This window comes from Bradyrhizobium huanghuaihaiense (assembly GCF_025200885.1).
Taxonomy (GTDB): domain Bacteria; phylum Pseudomonadota; class Alphaproteobacteria; order Rhizobiales; family Xanthobacteraceae; genus Bradyrhizobium; species Bradyrhizobium huanghuaihaiense.
On sequence record NZ_CP104172.1, the window covers coordinates 7076430 to 7095967 of the forward strand.

Annotated in this window: 24 protein-coding genes and 1 pseudogene; 12 read left to right on the plus strand and 13 right to left on the minus strand. The window is 64.4% G+C overall.

Annotated elements, in window-relative coordinates; genetic code table 11:
• Nucleotides 1–30 precede the first annotated feature (30 nt).
• The 3 genes from N2603_RS33405 to N2603_RS33415 are packed head-to-tail and all read left to right on the plus strand — an operon-like array spanning nt 31 to nt 1432.
• Entirely contained in the window at nt 31–606 is a 576-nt protein-coding gene (locus N2603_RS33405; protein WP_260385475.1) for a phosphatase PAP2 family protein, read from the plus strand.
• Complete coding sequence (locus N2603_RS33410; RefSeq protein ID WP_260385476.1) at nt 603–950, plus strand: DUF3147 family protein; 348 nt, start codon at nt 603–605, stop codon at nt 948–950. Before N2603_RS33405 ends, N2603_RS33410 begins: the two co-directional genes overlap by 4 nt.
• Nucleotides 950–1432 (plus strand): DUF3147 family protein, encoded by a 483-nt coding sequence (locus N2603_RS33415; protein WP_260385477.1) that lies wholly within the window; start codon nt 950–952, stop codon nt 1430–1432. Before N2603_RS33410 ends, N2603_RS33415 begins: the two co-directional genes overlap by 1 nt.
• A gap of 148 nt (nt 1433–1580) precedes the next feature.
• Here N2603_RS33415 and N2603_RS33420 read toward each other — a convergent pair whose 3' ends face one another.
• Nucleotides 1581–1739, minus strand: a complete 159-nt coding sequence (locus tag N2603_RS33420) for a hypothetical protein (RefSeq protein WP_018648711.1) — start codon at nt 1737–1739, stop codon at nt 1581–1583.
• Nucleotides 1740–1911: 172 nt separating this feature from the next.
• Here N2603_RS33420 and N2603_RS33425 point away from each other — a divergent pair, with 172 nt between their 5' ends.
• Entirely contained in the window at nt 1912–2160 is a 249-nt protein-coding gene (locus tag N2603_RS33425; protein ID WP_260385478.1) for a hypothetical protein, read from the plus strand.
• 159 nt (nt 2161–2319) lie between these two features.
• Here the strand turns inward: N2603_RS33425 and N2603_RS33430 are convergent, their stop codons facing one another.
• The 3 genes from N2603_RS33430 to N2603_RS33440 all read right to left on the minus strand — a co-directional run bounded on the left by N2603_RS33430 (nt 2320) and on the right by N2603_RS33440 (nt 3051).
• Nucleotides 2320–2526, minus strand: coding sequence for a hypothetical protein (locus tag N2603_RS33430; RefSeq protein ID WP_260385479.1), 207 nt, complete (start codon nt 2524–2526; stop codon nt 2320–2322).
• Nucleotides 2527–2606: 80 nt separating this feature from the next.
• Complete coding sequence (locus N2603_RS33435) at nt 2607–2738, minus strand: hypothetical protein (protein ID WP_018648714.1); 132 nt, start codon at nt 2736–2738, stop codon at nt 2607–2609.
• Nucleotides 2739–2856: 118 nt separating this feature from the next.
• The gene (locus N2603_RS33440; protein ID WP_260385480.1) at nt 2857–3051 is read right to left on the minus strand and encodes a hypothetical protein; all 195 of its coding nucleotides are present in this window, start codon (nt 3049–3051) and stop codon (nt 2857–2859) included.
• A gap of 93 nt (nt 3052–3144) precedes the next feature.
• Here N2603_RS33440 and N2603_RS33445 point away from each other — a divergent pair, with 93 nt between their 5' ends.
• Entirely contained in the window at nt 3145–3651 is a 507-nt protein-coding gene (locus N2603_RS33445; protein ID WP_260424319.1) for a DUF4142 domain-containing protein, read from the plus strand.
• A 6-nt stretch (nt 3652–3657) separates the two neighbouring features.
• On the opposite strand, the gene N2603_RS33450 is transcribed toward N2603_RS33445, so the two are convergent.
• Nucleotides 3658–3957 (minus strand): hypothetical protein, encoded by a 300-nt coding sequence (locus N2603_RS33450; protein WP_260385481.1) that lies wholly within the window; start codon nt 3955–3957, stop codon nt 3658–3660.
• Nucleotides 3958–4235: 278 nt separating this feature from the next.
• On the opposite strand from N2603_RS33450, the gene N2603_RS33455 reads away from it, so the two are divergent.
• Both N2603_RS33455 and N2603_RS33460 read left to right on the plus strand, forming a co-directional pair.
• A complete protein-coding gene (locus tag N2603_RS33455) occupies nt 4236–10532 on the plus strand; it encodes a HAMP domain-containing protein (protein ID WP_260385482.1) in 6297 nt (2098 codons plus the stop codon).
• Between the two features lie 13 nt (nt 10533–10545).
• Nucleotides 10546–12036: an HWE histidine kinase domain-containing protein gene (locus N2603_RS33460; RefSeq protein ID WP_260385483.1), complete on the plus strand. Its 1491-nt coding sequence runs from the start codon at nt 10546–10548 to the stop codon at nt 12034–12036.
• Here the strand turns inward: N2603_RS33460 and N2603_RS33465 are convergent.
• Nucleotides 12033–12254 carry a hypothetical protein gene (locus tag N2603_RS33465; protein ID WP_260385484.1) on the minus strand — a complete coding sequence of 74 codons (222 nt, stop codon included), beginning with the start codon at nt 12252–12254 and terminating at the stop codon, nt 12033–12035. The two genes, N2603_RS33460 and N2603_RS33465, sit on opposite strands and share 4 nt — an antisense overlap.
• 139 nt (nt 12255–12393) lie before the next feature.
• Here N2603_RS33465 and N2603_RS33470 point away from each other — a divergent pair, with 139 nt between their 5' ends.
• Both N2603_RS33470 and N2603_RS33475 read left to right on the plus strand, forming a co-directional pair.
• Nucleotides 12394–12663: a hypothetical protein gene (locus tag N2603_RS33470; protein ID WP_018648721.1), complete on the plus strand. Its 270-nt coding sequence runs from the start codon at nt 12394–12396 to the stop codon at nt 12661–12663.
• 95 nt (nt 12664–12758) lie between these two features.
• Nucleotides 12759–12986, plus strand: coding sequence for a hypothetical protein (locus N2603_RS33475; protein WP_260385485.1), 228 nt, complete (start codon nt 12759–12761; stop codon nt 12984–12986).
• A 120-nt stretch (nt 12987–13106) separates the two neighbouring features.
• Here the strand turns inward: N2603_RS33475 and N2603_RS33480 are convergent, their stop codons facing one another.
• Together N2603_RS33480 and N2603_RS33485 are read right to left on the minus strand one after the other, a co-directional pair.
• Entirely contained in the window at nt 13107–13283 is a 177-nt protein-coding gene (locus N2603_RS33480) for a hypothetical protein (protein ID WP_260385486.1), read from the minus strand.
• 18 nt (nt 13284–13301) lie between these two features.
• Nucleotides 13302–13523 carry a hypothetical protein gene (locus tag N2603_RS33485; protein ID WP_260385487.1) on the minus strand — a complete coding sequence of 74 codons (222 nt, stop codon included), beginning with the start codon at nt 13521–13523 and terminating at the stop codon, nt 13302–13304.
• A gap of 115 nt (nt 13524–13638) precedes the next feature.
• Here N2603_RS33485 and N2603_RS33490 point away from each other — a divergent pair, with 115 nt between their 5' ends.
• A complete protein-coding gene (locus N2603_RS33490; protein ID WP_018648725.1) occupies nt 13639–13833 on the plus strand; it encodes a DUF3072 domain-containing protein in 195 nt (64 codons plus the stop codon).
• A 90-nt stretch (nt 13834–13923) separates the two neighbouring features.
• Nucleotides 13924–14199 carry a DUF6496 domain-containing protein gene (locus tag N2603_RS33495; protein WP_260385488.1) on the plus strand — a complete coding sequence of 92 codons (276 nt, stop codon included), beginning with the start codon at nt 13924–13926 and terminating at the stop codon, nt 14197–14199.
• 12 nt (nt 14200–14211) lie between these two features.
• Here N2603_RS33495 and N2603_RS33500 read toward each other — a convergent pair whose 3' ends face one another.
• Entirely contained in the window at nt 14212–14574 is a 363-nt protein-coding gene (locus tag N2603_RS33500; RefSeq protein WP_026312964.1) for a hypothetical protein, read from the minus strand.
• A 244-nt stretch (nt 14575–14818) separates the two neighbouring features.
• Nucleotides 14819–16360, minus strand: coding sequence for a Do family serine endopeptidase (locus N2603_RS33505; RefSeq protein ID WP_260385489.1), 1542 nt, complete (start codon nt 16358–16360; stop codon nt 14819–14821).
• A 206-nt stretch (nt 16361–16566) separates the two neighbouring features.
• Here N2603_RS33505 and N2603_RS33510 point away from each other — a divergent pair.
• Nucleotides 16567–17402 (plus strand): annotated as a pseudogene (locus N2603_RS33510) (universal stress protein).
• A 19-nt stretch (nt 17403–17421) separates the two neighbouring features.
• On the opposite strand, the gene N2603_RS33520 reads toward N2603_RS33510, so the two are convergent.
• The 3 genes from N2603_RS33520 to cbbX all read right to left on the minus strand — a co-directional run bounded on the left by N2603_RS33520 (nt 17422) and on the right by cbbX (nt 19527).
• Nucleotides 17422–17616, minus strand: coding sequence for a hypothetical protein (locus tag N2603_RS33520; protein ID WP_260385492.1), 195 nt, complete (start codon nt 17614–17616; stop codon nt 17422–17424).
• A 241-nt stretch (nt 17617–17857) separates the two neighbouring features.
• Entirely contained in the window at nt 17858–18595 is a 738-nt protein-coding gene (gene rpe / locus N2603_RS33525; protein WP_260385493.1) for a ribulose-phosphate 3-epimerase, read from the minus strand.
• On the minus strand, nt 18592–19527 hold the full coding sequence (gene cbbX, locus N2603_RS33530; protein WP_260385494.1) for a CbbX protein: 936 nt from the start codon (nt 19525–19527) through the stop codon (nt 18592–18594). The genes rpe and cbbX overlap by 4 nt, the downstream gene beginning before the upstream one ends.
• Nucleotides 19528–19538: the final 11 nt, after the last annotated feature.

A 19538-nucleotide genomic window follows, 5' to 3' on the forward strand; every position in this document is an offset into this window, starting at 1 on the left:
CATGGAGGACATTGCACCAACCGCGGACCGATGGCAGTCGTAACAGTCAAACCCACTCGGATCGATACAGCGATCGCGAATGAGATCGCCGACCACACCAATTCAGGGCTGGAGCAGGCAGCGCAGACGCTGACCTGGGCGGCCGACGAGCACGTGCTTCTGGCACTTGCCGCTGCAGGATGGCTCTACGCCCAATTGCGGCGTCCGCAGGCACGTCCTGCCGCCAATCACATTCTGGCAGTGACGTTGGTGACTGCCATGATTCCGCACGCGCTGAAATCCATATTCGACCAGACAAGACCTGACCGCATGACCGTTCGCGGTCATCGGAATGGCGTTCCCTTCTCCGGGCGAGCGCGGGATGCCTTCCCCTCCGGCCACGCCATGCACATGGGTGCACTCGCCTCGGCCGCCGGACTGCTGCCGACGGGTCCGCGCCGCACGGTACGCGTCATCACGGTTGTGCTTTCGCTGACGCGCGTCGTGCTGCTGGCGCACTGGGCAAGCGATGTGCTGGCAGGCTTCTCGCTCGGCATTGTCGTCGAACGACTTCTCAGGCCGCTCACACTGACAAGGCGCCGGCACCACAAGCGGGTGCAGCCATGACCGAATACATCGTGCGCTTCATCGCCGGCGGCGTAATCGTTTCAGCTTTCGCAATCCTTGGCGACATGCTGCGGCCAAAGAGTTTTGCCGGCCTTCTCGGCGCCGCGCCGTCGGTCGCACTCGCCACGCTCGCTATTGCGATCGTGCAGCATGGCGGACCTTATGCCGCGTCCGAAAGCTGGACCATGATCTACGGCGCGATCGCGCTTGCCTGCTACGGCGTCGCCGTGTGCCATCTGCTGATGCGGTTTCGTCTTGCCGCGCTGCCCGCCACCATTCTCGCCTTCGCGGTATGGTTGGTCGTCGCCTTCGGCCTGCTCGCAAGCTTCGGAGGTGCCGCCTGATGCTGGTCACGCTGTCCCCATCAGCGCTGAAGCAGACGCGCTGGTACGAATACGCCATCCGCTTCGTGCTCGGCGGACTGGCGACAGTGCTGGCGGGCATCATGGGCGCGAGCTTCGGCACCTCCATAGGCGGGCTCTTCCTTGCCCTTCCCGCCATCTTCTGCGCAAGTGCAACGCTGATCGAAAGTCATGAGCGCCGGGCCAAGGAGAAGGCAGGTTTCGACGGCCGCCGGCGTGGGCAAGAGGCCGCAGCGCTCGACGCCGCCGGCGCCGGCTTGGGAAGCATCGGCCTTGCTGCGTTCGCCGCCGTCTTCTACGTCACGGTCCCCGTGAGCAGCGCGGCGGCCTTCATTGCCGCCATCTTCGCCTGGGCCGTGGTTTCAGTCTCGGCGTGGTGGATGAGACGGAAATTTCGCACCGTCTCGCGTCGCCGGTCGTCCGAATCCTGGTCGCGATCAGCGCGGCGTCGAAGCGTCCCTTAGCTTCAGGAATTCAAACATCTCGGCGGCGGCATGAAGCTGCTCGATGCGCGCGGCAACGAAATCCCGCTGAACGCCGACCGGCAGGCTTGCAAGCTCGTGCTCGAGCCGCAGCCTCTGCGCGTCGAGACGTTGTTCGAATGTGTGGGGTTCAGACCGTCTTCGCATCGTCCGTCCTCGGGGGTTGCAGGCCCGGGCTGTTGGCCCAGCGCTCGACTTGATCGATGACCTTCTGATGGCTCGGCCGCACCGGCTTGGGCGCTTCTGGCTCTTCGGAAAGCTTGCGGGGTAACCTGACCTCATCCGTCATGGCCAATCTCCCTTTGCAGGAGAATGCGCCAGCACGCGACTCGTTTCAATATAACTTATTGATTTTATTGATTATTTCTACTCATTTGGCAAGTTCGCCGACTCTTGTGGAACTGTCGTCAAGTTCGTTTGTTGAGCAGACTACTCAACTTACTCATTTTGCGTGATCGACCATGAAAGATCTTCGCGCCGAGCGCCTTCAGGTCATGCTCTCGCCGGAAGAGCTGGCCGCAGTTGACGATTTCCGGTTCAAGCACCGCATGCCGACACGCGCTGCAGCGGTCCGCGAGCTGCTCAAGTTTGGGCTGGCAGCAGTGGGCGTCGACGCGGCTGCCGGTGCGAAGTCAAGCAATTTCGGCGTGTTCGGCCGCGGGCCAGAAGGCCACACTCAAACCGACCCGGAAGGCAGCAAGGAAGATTGATCACAGCCCTCGCAAGGCAAAACGGCCCCGGCACGGTGGGTGCCAGGGCCGTCCTTGGAGATTGCTTCCGGCGCACCGGGGGCATGCCAACCGGAAGCAATCGGTCGACTCTTCGCGCGCGGATTCGTTCCTTGCGAGAACGCTCTAGCGGACCATCCTCTAGCCCGTCGGCGCGTCGCCGGAATCGTCCGGCATCACGCCGGAGCCCGGCGTCTTGTTCTTGTCGGTGAGTTTGGGATCACGCGTCGCCTCGCGCGACGGCGAGCCCTTCGGGTCCGTCTTGTGCACCGTCTGGGCGCGCTGCTTGTCGCGCGGCTGCTCCTCCGCGCGCTTGTCCTTGACGATGCCGTGGTCGGAATGGGCCATGATATGCTCCCGCTTCTCTCTTGATGTATCGAAGCGGCTACGCAGGTCAGCGCCGAATGTTCCGGGCGCGAGCAACAGTGCTAGCTATGCGCGGCATGAACCGCAGCGGACGCCTTCTCGAGCTGCACCTGCCGTACCGTCGTCACCGTCGCGAACGCGACCGAGACGCCAAAGGCGAGAATGAGTGAAAGAAGGGCAAGACGTGGAGCCATTGCGAAAACTCCTTCTGGAATCAAAATCCACGCGATCGACTGTTCCCGGATGATCCCGGATTGATCGCTTGCGTTCCGTGCGGCGTCTCACACGCGGATAAACGAAGACGTGAGCCGCCTATGCCTCCTCGTTTTGGGGGATGCGGACCGTCACGGGCGGGATTTCGCCATCGAGCCAGTCCTGCTCCCTTGCGAGCGCCGTCCAGGCATCCGCCATCCGCGAATAGCGCTTGTAGGCGGGTTGCCCTTCCGCGCGCTCTGCGAGCTGCAGGCAGTTCTCGGCGTTATCCCTGAAAACGTCAGACTGTTTCATGGGGAAGACGTGGGGACGGAACTCCTGCATCGCAACTGTCCTTGCCGGATCTTAACGAGCGGGAACTTCGCACGGCACCGGTCATTGTCATGGATGCGAGTTCTTGTCGCGATCACCCTGGTGTTCATTGGCAGCGCAGCGCTGGCCGACAGCACCGGCGAGCAAAAGCCTGATAACCGCGCGCCGACGGCCATTGACGTCATCAGCGGCCTCTACGCGTTCGGCCGCTTTCAGCAGAGCCTTCTGGAGAGCACCGACCTGAAGGGCAATGCGGAGGTGAAGAACCTTGCCGCCCTGCGCGCCGAAGAAGCTGCCAAACGCGACAAGACCCTCAAGGATATTCAGGCGGCGATCGGCGCCGAGCCCCGTATCGGCAAGACCGCGAGCGCCGGCCTCGCCGAGCCCGACAGCTCGGATGGGCCGGCCTATGTCCGGACTTTCTATGCCGCGCAGATCCCTCAATATGAATCCACCATCGCCCTGCTCGAACGCTATCTCACGGCGCCCGACAATGCGGCGCTTGCGGCGTTCGCGCGCGAACAGCTGCCCAGGCTGCGCTCGCAGGTCAAGGACGCCGGGCGCACCATGGCGGACAAGTAGCCGCCCTCACTTGTCGTTCGGATGATGCTGCTGGCTTTCCGGTCGCACCGTGCGGTCGCTCTCCGGCATCTTGTCCCTGCCCGCATCCCCATTGTCGTCCTTGCCGCCCGATGTCGACGTGCCGCTGCCGCTGGGGTTGGACCTGGCCGCGCTTCCCGTGGTCTGCGGATCCGCCTGCGGGGCGGCGGAGCTTGCGGCGGGATCGCCGGTCACTGACCCGCGGCCGCTGGGTTCACCCTGCGCGAAGGCCGAACCGGCGAGCAATATGGTGACAGCGACCGCGGTGAATCCTGCTTTGATCTGCATCTGCTCTCTCCCTGTCCCCGCTAACCGGAAAGGTTGGCGCTCCGTTCCGAAGAGGCGCCAGCAGCAGCCCGCTCCACGTCCCCGAAAGCGCGAAATCTTTTCAGGAACCGAAATGGAACCAATGCCATCAACCGTCGTTATTTTGGCCGGGCTGAGCAGAGCAGGTTCCATTTTCCGGGCGCCGCAACCTTGGCGCTTGATTTCGAATTTGGCTGACGCTCTAGTTTGATCAATTGCGTCTTGCCGCAGATTCGGCCGACGCCTGCGGGGGAATCAGAATGAGCGACCTCGATCCCGGAACTGCATCACGCTCCGGTCGTCGCGTCCCAAAACCCAAAACCAACGGAATGTCGGATCCGGACTCCCGGCCGGAATTGCTGCTCGCGCTGCAAGCGATGCGCAGCGGCGATTTCTCGGTGCGCATGAGCGGCGACTATCTCGGCATCGATGGCAAGATTGCCGACACTTTTAATGAAATCATCGCCGCCAACCAGCGCATGGCGCAGCAGCTGGAGCTGGTCGGCCAGGTGGTCGGGCGCGAGGGCAAGACCCGGCAGCGCGTGAAGTTCGGCCTCGCCTCCGGATCCTGGGCGGACATGGAAGGCTCCGTCAACACGCTGATCGACGACCTGTTGTGGCCGACCCGCGAGGTGACGCGGGCGGTTGCGGCGGTGGCGCAAGGCGACCTGCTGCAGACCGTCAAGCTCGACGTCGACGGCCGTCCGCTCCGCGGCGAGTTCCTGCAGTCGGCGAACATCGTCAACACCATGATCAAGCAGCTCGGCGTGTTCACCTCCGAGGTGACGCGCGTGGCGCGCGAGGTCGGCACCGAGGGCAAGCTCGGCGGCCAGGCCCAGGTGCCGGAGGTGACCGGCGTCTGGAAGGATCTGACCGAGAGCGTCAACTCGATGGCGAACAACCTGACCAACCAGGTTCGCAACATCGCCGAGGTGACGATCGCGGTCGCCAACGGCGACTTGTCGAAGAAGATCACGGTCGACGTCCGCGGCGAGATCCTTCAGCTCAAGGAAGCCATCAACACGATGGTGGACCAGCTCCGCTCCTTCGCCTCCGAAGTGACGCGCGTGGCGCGCGAGGTCGGTACCGACGGCAAGCTCGGCGGTCAGGCGATTGTGCCCGGCGTCGCCGGCACCTGGAAGGACTTGACCGACTCCGTCAACGCGATGTGCGGTAACCTCACCGCGCAGGTCCGCAATATCGCCAACGTCACCACCGCCGTGGCGCGCGGCGACCTGTCGCGCAAGATCACGGTGGACGTGCGCGGCGAAATCCTGGAGCTGAAGGACACCATCAACACCATGGTGGACCAGCTCAACTCCTTCGCCTCGGAAGTGACGCGCGTCGCGCGCGAGGTCGGCACCGAAGGCAAGCTCGGCGGCCAGGCCCAGGTGCCCGGTGTCGCCGGCACCTGGAAGGACTTGACCGATAACGTCAACTTCATGGCGTCGAACCTGACCGCGCAGGTCCGCAACATCGCCGACGTCGCGACCGCCATCGCCGGCGGCGACCTGTCGAAGAAGATCACCGTGAACGTCTCGGGCGAAATCCTTCAGTTGAAGGAAACGCTCAACACCATGGTCGACCAGCTCAACGCCTTCGCCGGCGAAGTCACGCGCGTGGCGCGCGAGGTCGGCACCGAAGGGCGGCTCGGCGGCCAGGCCAACGTGCTCGGCGTCGCCGGCACCTGGAAGGACCTCACGGAAAGCGTCAACTCGATGGCGTCGAACCTGACCGCACAGGTTCGCAACATCGCCGAGGTGACGACGGCGGTCGCCGGCGGCGACCTGTCCAAGAAGATCACCGTGGACGTCCGCGGCGAGATCCTGGAGCTGAAGGACACCATCAACACCATGGTGGACCAGCTCAACGCCTTCGCCGGGGAAGTGACGCGCGTCGCGCGCGAGGTCGGCACTGAAGGCAAGCTCGGCGGCCAGGCGCAGGTGCGCGGCGTTGCCGGCACCTGGAAGGACCTGACGGACTCCGTCAACTCGATGGCCTCCAACCTGACCGGCCAGGTCCGCAACATCGCCGAGGTCGCGACCGCCGTCGCGAAGGGCGACCTGTCGAAGAAGATCACCGTGAACGTGTCGGGCGAAATCCTTCAGCTGAAGGAAACGCTCAACACCATGGTCGACCAGCTCAACGCCTTCGCCGGCGAAGTCACGCGCGTCGCGCGCGAGGTCGGCACCGAAGGCAAGCTCGGCGGCCAGGCCCAGGTGACGGGCGTGGCCGGCACCTGGAAAGACCTCACCGACAACGTCAACTCGATGGCGGGCAACCTCACCGCCCAGGTCCGCAACATCGCCGAGGTCGCAACCGCCATCGCCGGCGGCGACCTGTCGCGCAAGATCACGGTGGACGTCCGCGGCGAGATCCTTCAGCTCAAGGACACGCTGAACACGATGGTCGACCAGCTCAACCGCTTCGCGGGCGAGGTGACGCGCGTGGCGCGCGAGGTCGGCACCGAAGGCCGCCTCGGCGGCCAGGCCAACGTGCCCGGCGTCGCCGGCACCTGGAAGGACCTCACCGACAGCGTCAACTCGATGGCGGGCAACCTCACCGCGCAGGTCCGCAACATCGCCGAAGTGACCACCGCCGTGGCGCGCGGCGACTTGTCCCGCAAGATCACCGTGGACGTGAAGGGCGAGATCCTCGAGCTCAAGAACACCATCAACACCATGGTGGACCAGCTCAACGGCTTCGCCGGCGAAGTCACCCGCGTCGCGCGCGAGGTCGGCACCGAAGGCAAGCTCGGCGGTCAGGCCGAGGTGCCCGGCGTCGCCGGCACCTGGAAGGACCTTACCGACAACGTCAACTTCATGGCGTCGAACCTGACGGCTCAGGTCCGCAACATCGCCGAGGTCGCAACCGCGATTGCCGGCGGCGACCTCTCGAAGAAGATCACGGTGGACGTACGCGGCGAGATCCTGCTGCTGAAGGATACGCTGAACACCATGGTCGAGCAGCTCCGCTCCTTCGCCGCCGAAGTGACGCGCGTCGCGCGCGAGGTCGGCACCGAGGGCCGGCTCGGCGGCCAGGCCGTCGTGCCTGGCGTCGGCGGCACCTGGAAGGACCTCACCGACAACGTCAACCTGCTCGCTGCGAACCTCACCACGCAGGTCCGCAACATCGCCGAAGTGACCACCGCCGTGGCGCGCGGCGACTTGTCCCGCAAGATCACCGTGGACGTGAAGGGCGAAATCCTCGAGCTGAAGAACACCATCAACACCATGGTGGACCAGCTCAACGCCTTCGCCGGCGAAGTTACGCGCGTCGCCCGTGAAGTCGGCACCGAGGGCGAGCTCGGCGGCCAGGCCCAGGTGCCCGGCGTCGCCGGCACCTGGAAGGATCTCACCGACACCGTGAACTTCATGGCGGCGAACCTGACCGAGCAGGTCCGCGGCATCGTCAAGGTGGTGACGGCAGTCGCCAACGGCGACCTCAAGCAGAACCTCACGGTGAAATCGAAGGGCGAGGTCGCCGCGCTCGCCGATACCATCAACAACATGACCGAAACGCTCGCGACTTTCGCCGATCAGGTGACGTCGGTGGCGCGCGAGGTGGGCGTCGAAGGGCGCCTCGGCGGCCAGGCCGACGTGCCAGGCGCTGCCGGCACCTGGAAGGACCTCACCGGCAACGTCAATCTGTTGGCCGCGAACCTCACCTCGCAGGTCCGCGCGATCGCGGAAGTGGCGACCGCCGTGACCAAGGGCGACCTGACGCGGTCGATCCAGGTCGATGCCCGCGGCGAAGTGGCCGAGCTGAAAGACAACATCAACACGATGATCACGAACCTCCGTCTGACGACGGACGTGAACACCGAGCAGGACTGGCTGAAGACCAACCTCGCGAAATTCACCAACATGCTGCAGGGCCAGCGCGACCTCGCCACCGTGGGCCGGTTGCTGCTGACCGAGCTGTCGCCGCTGGTGAACGCCCACACCGGCGTGATCTACCAGATCGAGAGCGAGGACAATCCGCAGCTGCTGCTGCTCGCCTCCTACGCCGGCGACGGCGTCTATCCCTATCAACGCGTACTGCAATTCGGCGAGGGCCTGATCGGCCAGTGCGCGCTCGACAGGCGCCCGCGGGTCGTTGCGGACATTCCGAGCGACGTGGTGCCGATCAATTCAGCGCTGTTCCGCGTCGCCCCGAAGAACCTCGTGGTGCTGCCGGTGCTGTTCGAAGGCCAGGTCAAGGCGGTGATCGAGCTCGCCTCGCTCGCCTCCTTCACGACCTCGCAGATGACCTTCCTCGAACAGCTCACCGACTCCATCGGCATCGTGCTCAACTCGATCGAGGCGACGATGCAGACCGAAGGCCTGCTGAAGCAGTCGCAGCAGCTCGCCGGCGAGCTCCAGACCCAGCAGCGCGAATTGCAGCAGACCAACGACCAGCTCGAGCAGAAGGCGCAGCAGCTCGCCGAGCGCAACGTCGAGGTCGAGCGCAAGAACCAGGAGATCGAGCAGGCCCGCCGTGCGCTCGAGGAAAAGGCGACCGAGCTCGCGCTGACCTCGAAGTACAAGTCCGAATTCCTCGCCAATATGAGTCACGAGCTGCGCACGCCGTTGAACTCGATCCTGATCCTCGGTCAGCAGCTCACCGACAATCCGGACGGCAACCTCACGGCCAAGCAGGTCGAGTTCGCCCGCACCATCCACGGCGCCGGCACCGACCTGCTCAACCTCATCAGCGACATCCTCGATCTCTCCAAGATCGAGTCCGGCACGGTCACGGTGGATGCCGAGGAGATCCTGACCGCCAACCTGCTCGAGACCGTCGGCCGTCCGTTCCGGCACGAGGCGGAGAACCGCGGCCTCTCGTTCAAGATCGACGTCGATCCGAACCTCGCGCGCAGCATCGTCACCGACTCCAAGCGCCTGCAGCAGGTTCTGAAGAACCTGCTCTCCAACGCCTTCAAGTTCACCGCCGACGGCGAAGTGCGCCTGAAGGTCGAGGCCGCCCTCGGCGGCTGGGGAACCGATCACCCGGTGCTGAACTCCGCGCCGGCCGTGATCGCTTTCGAGGTGTCGGATACCGGCATCGGCATTCCCCTGGAGAAGCAGAAGCTGATCTTCGAGGCGTTCCAGCAGGCCGACGCCGGCACCAGCCGCAAATATGGCGGCACCGGCCTTGGCCTTGCCATCAGCCGCGAGCTCGCGAGCCTGCTCGGCGGCGAAATCCATTTGCGCAGCGCGCCGGGCAAGGGCTCGACCTTCACGCTCTATCTGCCGCTGAAATATTCCGGACCGACGCTGGCGCCGCGCGCCGCCCCGTCGCCGCAGCAATACAGTCAGCCACCGGCGCTGCAGCCGGCCGCGCCGGAGCAGCAGCGCGTCATCGAGCAGCTGCCCGACGACCGTCTCAACCTCGAGCCCGGCGACAGCATCCTCTTGATCGTCGAGGACGATCCGCATTATGCGCGGGTGCTGGTCGATCTCGCACGCGATAAGGGCTTCAAGGTGCTAGTCGCCGCGCGCGGTGCGGAGGCGCTGGAACTTGCCAAGCAGTACCAGCCCCGCGCGGTCTCGCTCGACGTGTTCCTGCCCGACATGCTCGGCTGGACGGTGCTGAGCCAGCTCAAGCACAATCCGCTGACCCGCCACATCCCCGTGCAGATCATTACGCTCGACGAGGACCGCCAGCATGCGCTGGCGCGCGGCGCCTTCTCGTTCGTCAACAAGCCGACGACGACCGAAGGCGTCGCGGCGGCGCTGACGCAGATCAAGGAATATGCGCGGCCGCGGCGCAAGCGGCTCCTGATCGTCGAGGACAACGAGGCCGAGCAGCTCTCGATCCGCGAGCTGCTGCATCACGACGACATCGAGATCGTGGCGACCGACACCGGCGCCGGCGCACTCTCGATGCTGCGCGAAGCGCCCTGCGATTGCGTGGTGCTCGACCTCCGCCTACCCGACATGAGCGGCTTCGAGGTGCTGGACCAGATCCGCAACGACGAGGCGCTCTCGAACGTGCCGGTGGTGGTCTTCACCGGCCGCGAGCTTTCGGCGGAGGAAGACGCCGAGTTGCACACCATGGCGCGCAGCATCGTGGTCAAGGGCGTGGAATCGCCGGAACGTCTGCTCGACGAAACCGCGCTGTTCCTGCACCGCGTGATCACGGAACTTCCGGTCGAGAAGCAGCGCATGCTGGAGAAGCTGAACAGTTCCGACGAGGACCTGATCGGCAAGACCGCGCTGCTCGTCGACGACGACGCCCGCAACATCTTCGCGCTGTCGAGCGTGCTGGAACGGCGCGGCATGAAGGTGCTGACGGCGACCACAGGCAGCGAAGCCGTGACGCTGGTCGAATCCAATCCGGAAATCGCCATCGTGCTGATGGACATCATGATGCCGCAGATGGATGGCTATCAGACCATCGGCGTGATCCGCGAGAACCCGGCCTTCGCCCGCCTTCCGATCATCGCACTGACCGCCAAGGCGATGAAAGGCGACCGCGAGAAATGCCTGGAAGCCGGTGCCTCCGACTACCTCGCAAAACCCGTCAACACCGATCAATTGCTGCTTGCGATCCGCATGTGGCTGCACCGCTGAGCTGGATCCGCGAATGGACCACGAAAAGGTCAATATCCTCCTCGTCGACGACCAGCCGGCCAAGCTGCTCGCCTATGAGGTGATCTTGAAGGATCTCGGTGAGAACCTCGTGATCGCATCGTCCGGTCGCGAGGCACTGGAGGTGCTGCTCAAGACCGAGATCGCGGTGATCCTGGTCGACGTCTGCATGCCCGAGCTCGACGGCTTCGAGCTCGCGGCGATGATCCGGGAACATCCGCGCTTCCAGAAGACCGCGATGATCTTCATCTCGGCCATTCAAGTGAGCGACATCGACCGGTTGCGCGGCTACGAGATGGGTGCGGTCGACTACGTGCCGGTGCCCGTGGTGCCGGAGGTGCTGCGCGCCAAGATCAAGGTGTTTTCCGAACTCTACCGCAAGACCCGCGAGCTCGAACGGCTGAACCAGGAACTCGAGGACCGTGTCCGCGCCCGCACGGCGGAACTGGAGAACTCCACCGCCAAGCTGCGCGAGAGCGAGCAGCGCCGCAGCATGGCGATCGCCGCCGGCAAGATGGGATCCTGGGACTGGGACTGGATCAACGGCGACTGGATGTGGGACGAAGGCCAGTACCGCATCTTCGGCGTGACGCCGGAGACCTTCAACGTCACCTCGGCGAACATCCAGGCACTGCTGCACCCGGATGATGTCGACCGGTTCGGCCAGGCCATTGCCGCCTTCAATAGCGGCGCGCGCGCCTATGAAGGGGAATTTCGCGTCAGCCGCCCCGACGGTGAGGTGCGCTGGTGCGTCGGCACAGCGGCCGCGACGGTGGATCAGGCCGGCCGCGTGGTCCGCGTGAGCGGCGTCACCGTTGACATCACCGAACGCAAGCGTGCCGAGGAGCGGCAGAACCTGCTGGCGCGGGAAGTCGATCATCGCGCCAAGAATGCGCTGGCGCTGGCGCAATCGATCGTGCGCCTCACCCGTGCCGACGAGGTCAAGGCCTATGTCAACGCCGTCGAGGGACGCATCAATGCGCTGGCGCGCGTGCACACGATCCTGTCGCTGTCGAGCTGGCAGGGCGCCGAGCTTTCCAAGCTGATCGACGAGGAGCTTGCACCCTATTCGCTCGGCGACCAGATCCGATTGGCTGGTCCCGAGGTTCAGCTGGTCCCTGCGACGGCACAGACGCTGGCGCTGGCGTTGCACGAGCTCTTCACCAACTCCGCCAAATATGGCGCGCTCTCGACGCGATCGGGCCGGCTCTTGATCGGCTGGCAGGTCGAGGAAGACCACCTCACGCTGACCTGGGAGGAATCCGGCGGCCCGCTGGTGAGGACACCGAAGTCTCGCGGTTTCGGTACGCGAAGCCTGCTTGCGAGCGTCGAGTCCCAGCTCGGTGGACGGGCACAATTCGATTGGCGGGCCGAGGGCCTGTTGTGCCGCCTGGACGTGCCGCTGACCCGCAAGACCCCTGCCTCGGTAGCGCAGGGCAAGTTCGACGCCGACACCTCCCCCGAGCTGCAGCGCGCGTCGGGCTAACCGGACGCGGCGATCTTCGTGCGCAGGATCGAGCGAGGCTCGTCGGCGACGCGTCCTTCGAGCCAGGCTTCCGTTTGCGCGAGATCGCGCAGCGCCGTCGCATAGCGGCGGGCTGCGCTTCGTTCCGCACCGCGCGGCAACTTGCGCGCCTTGCGCAACATGTCGGCGGCCGCATTCCGATAGGCCAGCGAGCGATAGAGATAGACGACCTTACCCATATCGAGTGTCCCATGTTGATGGACTTCATCCTCGCAAGCCCGGCATGAACGCCGGATGAAGCGGCGGATGACAATTCCTTCATGCGAGTGGAACCCGCGATCATCGCGCGCGTTGCATGTGCAATCGAGGGTTGGTTCCATGCGTGCGAACAAGACACCCAAGAAGCCACCGAGCCTGCTCTCTCCCACTGGCGTCATCAAGCTCGTGACGCATGCGATGATGGGCGCAGCTCTCGGGCTCGCATTCGGTCTCGCGCTCACTCTGTCCAATCCGGCGGTCGCCAATCTACTCAATCACGGCGGAAGCCAAGCAATTCTGGTCTTCGCCCTCACATTGGTGACGACGTTCGCGATCGGTGCGACGCTCACGGGCGTCGTGTTCATCATCGACGAGGACAAGGAATTTTGAAGCGCGCGTGAAAACGCGGGTCTACTTTGTCGGGAACTCCTGTGACCAACGGCAGTTGGCTGCCTGCGTCAATTTAACTCAGGGAGTTCCCGCACATGAAGACGACCAAGCTCGCTCTCGCCGTGATGTTGGCAAGCGGCCTCGCCGCTGCACCGTTTGCCGCGCAGGCCAAGTCGCATAAGGCGAAACATGAATCGTCGACCTCTCAGACGACTGGCGCCAACACGAAGAGCAAGAGTCCCGATGCCTCCGGCCAGGGCGGCTCTGGCCCCGGCTCCGATCAGGGCGGCACGATGACCAAGGGCACAGGCACCGCCAAGTAAGGCGCAGTCGTGCATCGAAGGCCTCGCGTTCGCGGGGCCTTCTCGCTTTGGTTGTTCGATACGATCTCTCTCAAGCCACACGCTGGCAGACGCGTTAGCTGCGTCCGGTGTCAACGATATTCAGCTCGCCGCCCGCGTCTTCACGAGATGGTCGAGCTGCGCCCGCTTGCGCGCAATCAGGAGCTGGGCCGCGGCGTCGTCGAGACCCTCGCGCTGCAATTGCCGGATCGCGGAGCCCAGTTCGAGAATCTCGGCGCGCAGTTTCAGGATCCGGTACGTGTCCGGGTCTTCCTCCATGACGCGCTCCTAAAGCTCTCAGCCGCGCGCGATCGTCCGCGCGGGATCTGCGGCTTTCTTCAGCGGACGAAGCCGTACACGATCGCGGACATCCGGCAGGACGTGGCCACCGCCAGCAGCTCTCCATTCGCCGATCAACAGGTTGATTTTCCGGCGCAGGTCCATCTGCGCCAGGGCCTTTTCCGTGCAGTCGCGCCCCCGATCGACGAGGTCGCGCACGGATGCCTCAACGTTGGCCATCTCCAACCTCAAGGCGCTGATTTTACGTCGAATTTCATTAATTCTGTTGTCCATGGCTTGTTAGAACAAAATAAGAACATATAGTCAAGTCGCGATTTCAGAATGGAGAGCGGACATGCAGGTTCAGGGTAAATACGACGCCAAGGCGTTTCTCATGGAGCAAATGTCCCGGGCGCAGGGATTGAAGCTGAAGCGGCTGAGCGAAGAGGCGTATCAGCCTGCGCAATATGCGCGAGATCTATCCTTCGCCGAAGCCGCGCGGCGCATCCAGGTGCTCGAAGCGGAGATCGAGCTCGCAAACTCATTCTAGCCTGCGTCATTCATCATCCGGAGCGTTGCCGACGCGCTTTCGGAACCATGCCTGTGTCGAGCGGTTTTCCCCGGCCAAGGGAGAAAACGCATGGCACGCAAGGCAAAGAAACGACGTTACTCACGCAGCTCCGGCAGCGATGTCGAAAGCGAAATGCGCCGCTACAAGAAGGGCACCGCGAAGAGCGGACGCGGTGGTCGCGGCGGACGCGCGAAGAGTCGCAAGCAGGCGATCGCGATTGGACTCTCGAAGGCCCGCAAGAAGGGCAAAAAAGTCCCGAAGAAAGCGTCCAAACGAAAGACGTCCAAGAAGAAGACGGCCAAGAAAGCGGCAAAGAAATCGAAGCGCAAATCCAGCAAGCGGTGACGCTGTCGCCCGTCAGATCATGCTGCCCGGCATGAAGCACCGAATCGAAATCCCGAACGCCGTCTTCACCGGCCAGACCATGGTGCGCCCCGCCCGGTTCGGTTCGGTGATGACGGCTTCATCCGGCACATCCACCCATTGACCGTCGAGACGCACGCGATAATGCCCGTCGTGCGATTCCCAATCGGGATCCGAGACGGCAAATCCATCTGCATCCGAGCAGCACGGGCCGAGATGGCTGCGCAGACTGTCGAACCAGGGCTTGAGCGGTGAATCCGCGTAGCGGCCGTCATCGCGCCCGAGGGCGCTTCCAGCCGACAGCACGAGCGGCGCCACGAGCAGCGCACGTCTCAGCGAGAGCTTCAATCGATCCATGTCGGCACCGATCAAATGCGAACACCGGCCGGTTCCACAAAGCAGCCGGACGTTCGGAACTCCACCCCCTGCAGGTAATATGGACTCCAAAGTCTGACGAGCGAACGCGGCTTTTTCGGACGAATCCGTCACCAATACTGCCGTTAACGAGAATGTTATCGTCGACCTGTGGGTATCTTTCACGCCGGTACGAAAAAAGGCGGCCCGCGGGCCGCCTTTTGAATTGCCGTTCAGAACGAGAGGCTTACGCGAGCGGCACGGCGACGAACCGGGTCGCCTCCGCGCCCTTCACCTGAAGCAGCACGCTGTTCTTGCCGGACGATTTTGCCTGCGCCAATTCAGCGCGGACGTCACCGACATTGGCGACGGGCTTGCCGCCGACATTGAGGATGACGTCGCCGGTCTGGATGCCGCGCTGCGCTGCCGGCCCTTGCGGATCGACCTCGGTGACGACGACGCCCTTCTGGCCGGCGCCCTGCACCTCGCCGGCCGGCGCGAGGCTAAGCCCGAGGCGCGGCGTGCCCTTCTCCGGCTGCACCTTGCCCTCATCGGCTTTACCGTTCGCCTGCCGCTCCTTCGGCAACTCGCCGAGTGTGAGCGTCACCGTCTTGCTTCCGCCCTTGTGGAAGACATCGAGCTTCACGGACGTGCCCGGTGCCAGCGTCGCGATGGTGCGGGCGAGATCGCGGGAGTCCTTGATCGCGGTGCCGTTGACGCCGGTGATGACGTCGCCCGCCTCGATCCCGGCCTTGGCCGCCGGGCTGCCGTCCTGCGGATTGTCGACGATCGCACCGCGTGCCTCCTTCAGGCCGAGACTGTCGGCGATGTCGGCGGTCACCGGCTGCACCTGCACGCCGAGCCAGCCGCGCGTCACAGCACCCTTGTCCTTCAACTGCGCGACGACGAGCTTTGCGGTCGTCGCCGGGATGTCGAAGCCGATACCGACCGAGCCGCCCGACGGCGAGAAGATCGCGGTGTTCACGCCGATCACGTTGCCGTTCATGTCGAAAGCCGGGCCGCCGGAATTGCCCTTGTTGATCGGCGCGTCGATCTGGATGAAGTCGTCATAGGGCCCGTTGCCGATGTCGCGGCCGCTGGCCGAGACGATGCCGGCGGTCACGGTACCGCCGAGGCCGAAGGGATTGCCGACCGCCACTACCCAGTCGCCGATCCGCGGCTTCTGCTCGGCGAATTTGACGAAGGGAAAGTCCTTCTTGCCGTCGACCTTGATCAGCGCGAGATCGGTCTTCGGATCGGTGCCGACCACCTTCGCGGTGTAGGTCGTGCCGTCGTCCATGGTGACCTGCACAGACTCGGCGTGATCGACGACGTGATTGTTGGTCACGGCGTAACCATCGGCGGAGATGAAGAAGCCGGAGCCTTCGCCCGTGACCATCTGGTGACGCTGGCGCGGCATGCCGTTCATGCCACCCGGGCCGCGGAAGCCGAACTGCCGCGAGAACTGGTCGAACGGCGAGTCCTCGTCGGAATCCATCCGGTTCTGTTGCAGCATCGCGTTCTTGTCGTTGTCGCGGTCGATCTTGACCCGCACCGAGATCACGGCGGGCTTGACCTTGGCGACGAGGTCGGCGAAGCCCGGCGGGGTCGTAGCGCTTTCCGCGGCGTGCGCGGGCGAGACCAGGGAGGTCACGCCGAACTGCGTGAAACCGGGAGAGCCGGCCAGCACGGCCACGCCAAGCGCGGCCACGGTGCCGAGCAGCGCAAGCCGGCGCGGCCTCAGGATCTTCCCGGTCGTGGTGGTGTCGGAATTGACGCGATCGTTCATGTCGAAATGTCCATGTTGGGTCAGATGTCGCCTTGCCCCCAACATGGTCGTTGCCACCTTACGGCGTTCCGTCCACGTGATTAAATCTTGGCAAAGGTGTTACGGCCGGCCGACCAAAATCGCGGCGGCACGTTGATGCAGCTCAAGGCCGCCCCACCGCGCAGTGGAAGACTGCGCTGTCGAACGATGTCGATCGGAGGCGCGCCATGTACAAAGACATTCTCGTCCATATCCCGACCGAGCGGCCGATGCGCGCCGTGATCGACGGCTCGATCTCGCTCGCGGCGCATCTCAACGCCCATCTCGACGCGGTCGCGGTCGGCTATGTCGCGAGCAGCGCAGCCTACGTCCTGGACGGCGGTGCCGCCGTGGCGGCCGTGTTCGAGCTGGAGCGCGAGCGCGCCCTGGAGCGGGCCGAGGCCGCGCTCGAGGTGTTCAAAAGCGAAGCGGCCAACGCCGGCATTTCCTGCACCTGCCATCCGCTCGGCGCGATCCCCGCGGATGCAGCCAGCTCGCTCGGCGAAATGGCGCGGCTGCACGACCTCAGCATCGTGCTCCAGCCCGATCCGGCGCAAGGCTCGTTCGACAACGACGTGCCTGGCGAAATCCTGTTCCAGGCCGGCGGCCCGGTGCTGTTCCTGCCCTACACCTTCCGTGGCGCCTTCAAGGCGCGGCGGATCGGCATTTGCTGGGACGGCAGCCGCGTCGCCGCCCGCGCGATGCGCGACGCAGCACCATTCCTGGCGCGCGCCGAAGGGATCGTGCTCATCACGATCAACGAAGCCGACGCAGTGCCGAGCGAGGTGTCGGCCAGCAAACTGGCGAGGCATCTCGGCCGGCGGGGCCTGTCGACCCGCACGGTCGGCCTCTCAGCCGCCCGCTCCCAGATTCAGCCGACCATCCTGTCGCTGGCGCCGACGAGAACCTCGATCTGCTGGTGATGGGCGGCTACGGCCATTCGCGTTGGCAGGAGCGCTTTCTCGGCGGCGTTACCCGCGCCATGCTGGAGGCCATGACGGTGCCGACGCTGATGTCGCATTAGCGAAGCCGGCCCGACGCTCTCACGCCGCGACGGGGGCCTCTGCATCCTCGTCACGGTGTGCATTGCATGCGTCGAAATGCGCCTTCAGCGCGACCTCGGCGAGATATTCGAAATGTTCGGCCTGGCCGAGGAGTTCCCAGTTTTGAAGCGGCCTGTAGGCGGCCTGCTGACGACAGAGGGACGCCAACGCCCGGTAGCGACGTACGTTCTCCATGAGACCCTCCCTCGCATTCACTGGGCTTATTGGGCCTGATTTGCGTCAGGCCGATGGCGTTTATGCAAAACATTTGCTGCGTGCAGAACGCGCTTAACCTAGATTAATCTTCGAGAAGCTCCGGCAAGATTTTTAGTTCCAAACGCCCGCGCGGATCTCTCGCCTCAATGCGCTAGGCGTAGAGGCGGCGCCTTGGGACAACCGGAACGGCGAAGCTTTCGATGCTTGCGCCTCCCGTAGTCTACCGGATACGACCTGCTTCGCTCACGCGCTTCGACTGCGCGGAACTATGTTGCAGCTTCGGACCCCATCCCGCCTCAGCAGCTGCGCGAATGGCGGCGATGTTGGCGGCATAATCGGCGCCGCCCTTGCCGCGGAACACGGCGGAGCCCGCCACCAGCGTATCGACACCGGCGGCGGCAACCGCGGCAGCATTGTCCCGCGTGATGCCGCCATCGACCTCGAGCCGGATCGGCCGGTCGCCGATCATGCTTCGAATGCGCCGGATCTTTTCCAGCTGGGATTCGAGGAAGGCCTGGCCGCCGAAGCCCGGATTGACCGTCATCACCAGCACAAGGTCGAGACGATCGAGCACATATTCGATCGTGCTCTCCGGTGTCGAGGGACACAGGCTGACGCCGGCCTTCTTGCCGAGCGCGCGGATCGCCTGGAGCGAGCGGTCGAGATGCGGCCCCGCTTCGGCGTGAACAGTGATGACGTCAGCGCCGGCTTTTGCGAACGCCTCGAGATAGAGATCGACCGGTGCGATCATGAGATGCACGTCGAAGACCTTCTTGGTCACCGGCCGGATCGCCCTGATGACGTCGGCCCCGAAGCTGATGTTCGGGACGAAATGTCCGTCCATGACATCGCAATGGATCCAGTCGGCGCCGGCCGCATCGATGGCCGCGATCTCTTCGCCGAGACGCGCGAAATCCGCAGCCAGGATCGAGGGCGCAATAAGGATCTCGCTGGTCATGCCTTCACGCTCCTTTCCGCAACCGGACCACCGCTGAAGACGCGGCTTGCAAGGACATCCGCCGGATCGATGGTCTCGAGATCGGCGACATCGAGCATGCGGTTGAGGTCGGACACCAGGCGGTCGGCCTGCCGCAGGCGGATGCGATCGACCGCATTGCGGATCGAGCGGGCGTTGGAGAAGAACGGCTGGGTCCGGCGCAGGGCGATGTATTTCTCGAACGCCTCGCGTGCCGCTGCCGAGAAGCGATAGCCTCGCTCCTTCAGCATCAACTCGGCAATGACGAGCAGCTCGGCCTCTGCATAGTCGGGGAAGTCGATGTGGTGCGCGATGCGCGAGCGGAAGCCGGGATTGGAGGCGAAGAAGCTCGTCATCCGTTCGCCGTAACCGGCGAGGATCACGACCAAATCCTCGCGCTGATTTTCCATCACCTGGAGCAGGATCTCGATCGATTCCTGACCGTAGTCGCGCTCGTTGTCGGGACGATGCAGATAGTAGGCCTCGTCGATGAACAGCACGCCGCCCATCGCCTTCTTCAGGATCTCCTTCGTCTTCGGCGCGGTGTGGCCGATATACTGGCCGACGAGGTCATCGCGCGTCACCGAGATCACCTGCCCCCGCCGGACGAAGCCGAGGCCGTGCAGGATCTTGGCCATGCGCAGCGCCACGGTTGTCTTGCCGGTGCCGGGATTGCCCGTGAACGACATGTGCAGCGTCGGCGGCGCGGCGGCAAGGCCTGCGCGCTGCCGGATGCGCTCGATCAGCAGCAGCGAGGCGATCTGGCGCACGCGGTTCTTCACCGGCTTGAGCCCGATCAGCTCCTGATCGAGCTGCTGCAGCGTATCGGTGATCCCGGCGGCTTCGGCCTCCTTGCGGAGATCGAAATGGGTCTCGCTTGGATCGGTCGTCGTTGCATGGGGGACATCGAGCATCGGCACCTCGA

Excerpts from the sequence above, each read along its gene's own strand:
- N2603_RS33405 (WP_260385475.1), top strand. The coding sequence starts at position 31 with ATGGCAGTCGTAACAGTCAAACCCACTCGGATCGATACAGCGATCGCG.
- N2603_RS33410 (WP_260385476.1), top strand. The coding sequence starts at position 603 with ATGACCGAATACATCGTGCGCTTCATCGCCGGCGGCGTAATCGTTTCA.
- N2603_RS33415 (WP_260385477.1), top strand. The coding sequence starts at position 950 with ATGCTGGTCACGCTGTCCCCATCAGCGCTGAAGCAGACGCGCTGGTAC.
- N2603_RS33420 (WP_018648711.1), bottom strand. The coding sequence starts at position 1,739 with ATGACGGATGAGGTCAGGTTACCCCGCAAGCTTTCCGAAGAGCCAGAA.
- N2603_RS33425 (WP_260385478.1), top strand. The coding sequence starts at position 1,912 with ATGAAAGATCTTCGCGCCGAGCGCCTTCAGGTCATGCTCTCGCCGGAA.
- N2603_RS33430 (WP_260385479.1), bottom strand. The coding sequence starts at position 2,526 with ATGGCCCATTCCGACCACGGCATCGTCAAGGACAAGCGCGCGGAGGAG.
- N2603_RS33435 (WP_018648714.1), bottom strand. The coding sequence starts at position 2,738 with ATGGCTCCACGTCTTGCCCTTCTTTCACTCATTCTCGCCTTTGGCGTC.
- N2603_RS33440 (WP_260385480.1), bottom strand. The coding sequence starts at position 3,051 with ATGAAACAGTCTGACGTTTTCAGGGATAACGCCGAGAACTGCCTGCAG.
- N2603_RS33445 (WP_260424319.1), top strand. The coding sequence starts at position 3,145 with ATGCGAGTTCTTGTCGCGATCACCCTGGTGTTCATTGGCAGCGCAGCG.
- N2603_RS33450 (WP_260385481.1), bottom strand. The coding sequence starts at position 3,957 with ATGCAGATCAAAGCAGGATTCACCGCGGTCGCTGTCACCATATTGCTC.
- N2603_RS33455 (WP_260385482.1), top strand. The coding sequence starts at position 4,236 with ATGAGCGACCTCGATCCCGGAACTGCATCACGCTCCGGTCGTCGCGTC.
- N2603_RS33460 (WP_260385483.1), top strand. The coding sequence starts at position 10,546 with ATGGACCACGAAAAGGTCAATATCCTCCTCGTCGACGACCAGCCGGCC.
- N2603_RS33465 (WP_260385484.1), bottom strand. The coding sequence starts at position 12,254 with ATGGGTAAGGTCGTCTATCTCTATCGCTCGCTGGCCTATCGGAATGCG.
- N2603_RS33470 (WP_018648721.1), top strand. The coding sequence starts at position 12,394 with ATGCGTGCGAACAAGACACCCAAGAAGCCACCGAGCCTGCTCTCTCCC.
- N2603_RS33475 (WP_260385485.1), top strand. The coding sequence starts at position 12,759 with ATGAAGACGACCAAGCTCGCTCTCGCCGTGATGTTGGCAAGCGGCCTC.
- N2603_RS33480 (WP_260385486.1), bottom strand. The coding sequence starts at position 13,283 with ATGGAGGAAGACCCGGACACGTACCGGATCCTGAAACTGCGCGCCGAG.
- N2603_RS33485 (WP_260385487.1), bottom strand. The coding sequence starts at position 13,523 with ATGGCCAACGTTGAGGCATCCGTGCGCGACCTCGTCGATCGGGGGCGC.
- N2603_RS33490 (WP_018648725.1), top strand. The coding sequence starts at position 13,639 with ATGCAGGTTCAGGGTAAATACGACGCCAAGGCGTTTCTCATGGAGCAA.
- N2603_RS33495 (WP_260385488.1), top strand. The coding sequence starts at position 13,924 with ATGGCACGCAAGGCAAAGAAACGACGTTACTCACGCAGCTCCGGCAGC.
- N2603_RS33500 (WP_026312964.1), bottom strand. The coding sequence starts at position 14,574 with ATGGATCGATTGAAGCTCTCGCTGAGACGTGCGCTGCTCGTGGCGCCG.
- N2603_RS33505 (WP_260385489.1), bottom strand. The coding sequence starts at position 16,360 with ATGAACGATCGCGTCAATTCCGACACCACCACGACCGGGAAGATCCTG.
- N2603_RS33520 (WP_260385492.1), bottom strand. The coding sequence starts at position 17,616 with ATGGAGAACGTACGTCGCTACCGGGCGTTGGCGTCCCTCTGTCGTCAG.
- rpe (WP_260385493.1), bottom strand. The coding sequence starts at position 18,595 with ATGACCAGCGAGATCCTTATTGCGCCCTCGATCCTGGCTGCGGATTTC.
- cbbX (WP_260385494.1), bottom strand. The coding sequence starts at position 19,527 with ATGCTCGATGTCCCCCATGCAACGACGACCGATCCAAGCGAGACCCAT.